Below are 3231 nucleotides of genomic sequence, written 5' to 3'. Positions count from 1 at the left end.
AGTCCTATCGGGAGCTTCACTTCACGGCCCGCATCCCCACGCCCAGTTGATCAACCTGAGACATCCACATCTATCAGGATGAAATGACCTCAGTGTCAACAAGGAAGGCAGCCTTGGCATCGGGGAGATCAATCACCAGCTCGGGTTCGCGTTCGCCGGTCGAGAGGTTACGCTGCGCCTCGACGGGCACCTCGTGTACCTGACAGACCACGGTGGCGCTGCTCGCCACCTTGCCCTGCCCACTGCCAGCCGACAAACTCACCGGCCTCCAGGGCGCCATGATCGCCGCCAGCCGTCTCCCAGCGCCCACCGCCGCCTGCCGGATCGCGACGCGGCCAACGACGCGCCCACTACGACGGAAAGATGGTCACCGCTGGACAGCGCATGAAGATCAGACCGCGCCACGCCGGCAAGCTGGCCACCGTCGTTATCGAGTAATCCACCTCCGCATTCTGCACGGCGACGATGAACTCTCGATCAAACCGCGGCCGCGACTTTGTACACATCACCGACTCCCCCTCCGCGGCGGATGGAACAAAACGCCACGTCAGCCAGCCCCACCAGAAGCCGTCAACCATGTCCCAAGCCATCACATTGCCAGGACTGTCAGCTTCCGATTGTGACCGGTCTAGGCGTACCACTCCCCCAGGCCCGACAGGTGCGACGCGCCGTCAAGCGCGTTCTTCGCGCCTTCCCACGTGCTCTTCGACAGGCCAAACCGCGCGTACTCGTCCACATGAAGACGGGAGCCAACAAATTGCCACCCAGCAGCACGAGCGAGATTGCCGCCCAACCGCACGACCGCGGCGCGAGTCAGACTGAGCTGCGGCGGGCCGCGTCAGTCATCAGGAGCGCTACGAGAGATTGCTGTCGGAGCCAGCTGCAGCCGCCTGCCGCCCAGCTTTGCGGTCTGCTGCCAGCCGACGAGCTACGCGCACAGCATTGAAAATACTCCAGCAACGGTGGGCGGTGGTGCTGCTGACCCTGGCGATCACGTACGAGCACACCGATAGCCGTGTTGATCTAGCGTTGCTCTCCGGATTTGGCGAACTGATCGAGGTGGGTCACCCGTAACGCTATTGATAGAAGGAGGCACTGGATGGCAGAAGAAGATCCGCGCGAAAGTGAACTGGAAGGGTCACTCGACCCGGCCATTGAGTCGCTTCTCCGCTCATCCTGGGTGTGGGAACAGGCCCCGCACTGGCTCTGGCCGCCCGGTAGGAGGCCGACTGGTGCGCATGGGTGTCAAGTTGTGACGTACAAACGTGCAGCAATCCCCCTGAGACCGCGCACCGACTGACGTGTGAGCTTCCACCTTCGGACCGGACACCCTGATCCCTGGCAGGAGAGCCAGGAGGAAGGATGTCCTGGTGGCACGCCCTTCGCAGTACACCGAACAGTTCCGCAAGGACGCGGTGGCATTGCTCCGCTCGTCGGACTCACCGCTCCGGCATATAGCCGTGACCTGGGCGTCAACCATGAAACCCTGCGCGGATGGGTCCGCGCCGCCGAGCGCGCCGAGGCCGGCGGTCGGGCCGCCGAGCGTGAGTTGACGCTCACCGAGCGTGAAGAGCTGCGCAAGCTGCGCGCTCGGGTGCGGGAACTGGAGACGAGAAGGACATTCTCCGCAAGACAGCCCAGTATTTTGCTCGGGAGATAGGGCAATGACCAGCCGCTACCGCTTCATCTCCGCCCACCGCGCCGAGTACGGCGTCACGCGGCTGTGCCGGGTCCTGAAGGTGCGCAGGCAGGGCTTCCACGAATGGCTCGACGCCGCCGACGCCCGCCAGCAGTGCGAACAGGCCGCGCCGCCCTGACGGCGGAGATCGCAGCCATCCACGCCGAGCACCAGCGGGCGTACGGGTCGCCGCGCGTCACGGTCGAGCTGCGCCGGCGGGGTCGGCGGATCAACCGCAAGAAGGTCGAGCGGATCATGCGTCAGCACCGGATCGTTGGCTGGACGCGTCGGCGGCGCCGGTCGCTGACGCGCCAGGACGTGGCCACGCCACCAGCGCCGGACTTGCTCGGACGGGACTTCACCCGCCCGGCGGCCCGGGGACAGGTTCGTCGGCGACATCACCTACCTGCCCACCGAGCAGGGCTGGCTCTACCTGGCCACCGTGATCGACCTGGACACCCGCGAGGTCGTCGGGCACGCCATGGCCGAGCACATGCGCGCCGACCTGGTCTGCGACGCGATCGACCTGGCCGCCCGCCGCGGCCTGACCTCCAACAACGCGATCTTCCACTCGGACAAGGGATCTCAGTACACCTCCACGCGCTTCCGCGCCCGCCTCGACCGGCACCGGGTGCGGGCCTCGATGGGCCGTACTGGATCTTGTTTCGACAACGCCGCCGCGGAAAGTTTCTTCGCCACACTCAAGACCGAGATCGGCGCGAGCGTGTGGCCCACCCGCGACGCCGCCCGCACGGCCGTCTTCACCTGGCCTACTACAACACCAACCGCCTACATTCGACCCTCGGCTACCGCACGCCGGCCGAGGTCCGCCTCGGGTATCGTCACGACCACGCCCTCGCAGCGTGAGAACCCTGGTGTCCGGTCCCAGGGTGGAAGTTCAGTGGCATTATGCCGAGGGGAAAGCGCGTTGGTCGGCAGAGCGTGCACCGGAGGAGTTCCGGCGTCAGGGCGCTCGTCCTCGCTCCGGTCGCACGATCCGCGATGTGGGCGGAAAGCTAGGCGTCAACCACATGTGCGCCAGACCCGGGACACCGTCAGCTGCGACAGCCCGTCCCGGAGGCCATCAAGCGACTCGACCGTGGTCGTTGGGGGGCTCGGATTCCAGGGTCGCCACGACGATCCGTTCGACGTCCGCGTCATTGAACGTGCGAGATCGCGGCGGATCTCGTCGGACAACGCGTCGAGCCGGTGATGACAAGCCGCCCGCCACGTCCCGACCCTCGGCAGCGACACCCCGAGCAGCCCCGAGACCTCACGGTTGGACCCGCCCTGCGCAGTCCAGCACGGACCCGCACCTGCATCCCGAATGCCTGCGCCGTGGTGCGCGCGGGTCAACGCTTCCAGCGCCTCGCGCCCGACCTCGGCCAAGTCCAACAACGCGAGCTTCGGCCGGCCACAACCCGTACCGGAATTCACAGCAAACCACGGACTCAGCGCACTAGGAGCTGTTCGGGGTTCGGATCTCGGTGGGCTTGTTGGTGGGCTGGTGACGGCTGGTAGAACTCGGTGGTGGCGCGTTTCGATGTGACGGA

The 3231-nt window shown here is 66.2% G+C and carries 2 protein-coding genes and 1 pseudogene; 1 reads left to right on the top strand and 2 read right to left on the bottom strand.

The window, feature by feature from the left end:
- Positions 1-73: 73 nt before the first annotated feature.
- Positions 74-229, bottom strand: coding sequence for a hypothetical protein (locus AB0J67_RS40165; protein ID WP_363490920.1), 156 nt, complete (start codon positions 227-229; stop codon positions 74-76).
- 121 nt (positions 230-350) lie between these two features.
- Entirely contained in the window at positions 351-578 is a 228-nt protein-coding gene (locus AB0J67_RS40160) for a hypothetical protein (RefSeq protein WP_363490918.1), read from the bottom strand.
- 792 nt (positions 579-1370) lie between these two features.
- On the opposite strand from AB0J67_RS40160, the pseudogene AB0J67_RS40155 reads away from it, so the two are divergent.
- Positions 1371-2545, top strand: a pseudogene (locus AB0J67_RS40155) (IS3 family transposase).
- Positions 2546-3231: the final 686 nt, after the last annotated feature.

The sequence above is a fragment of the Catellatospora sp. NPDC049609 genome, assembly GCF_040675365.1.
In the GTDB taxonomy this organism is placed as follows: domain Bacteria; phylum Actinomycetota; class Actinomycetes; order Mycobacteriales; family Micromonosporaceae; genus Catellatospora.
Note: the sequence above shows the minus strand (reverse complement) of the source record. Positions and strands in the feature narration are given on the sequence as shown.

Coding starts and splice junctions, on each gene's coding strand:
- AB0J67_RS40160 (WP_363490918.1), bottom strand. CDS start 578: ATGGTTGACGGCTTCTGGTGGGGCTGGCTGACGTGGCGTTTTGTTCCA.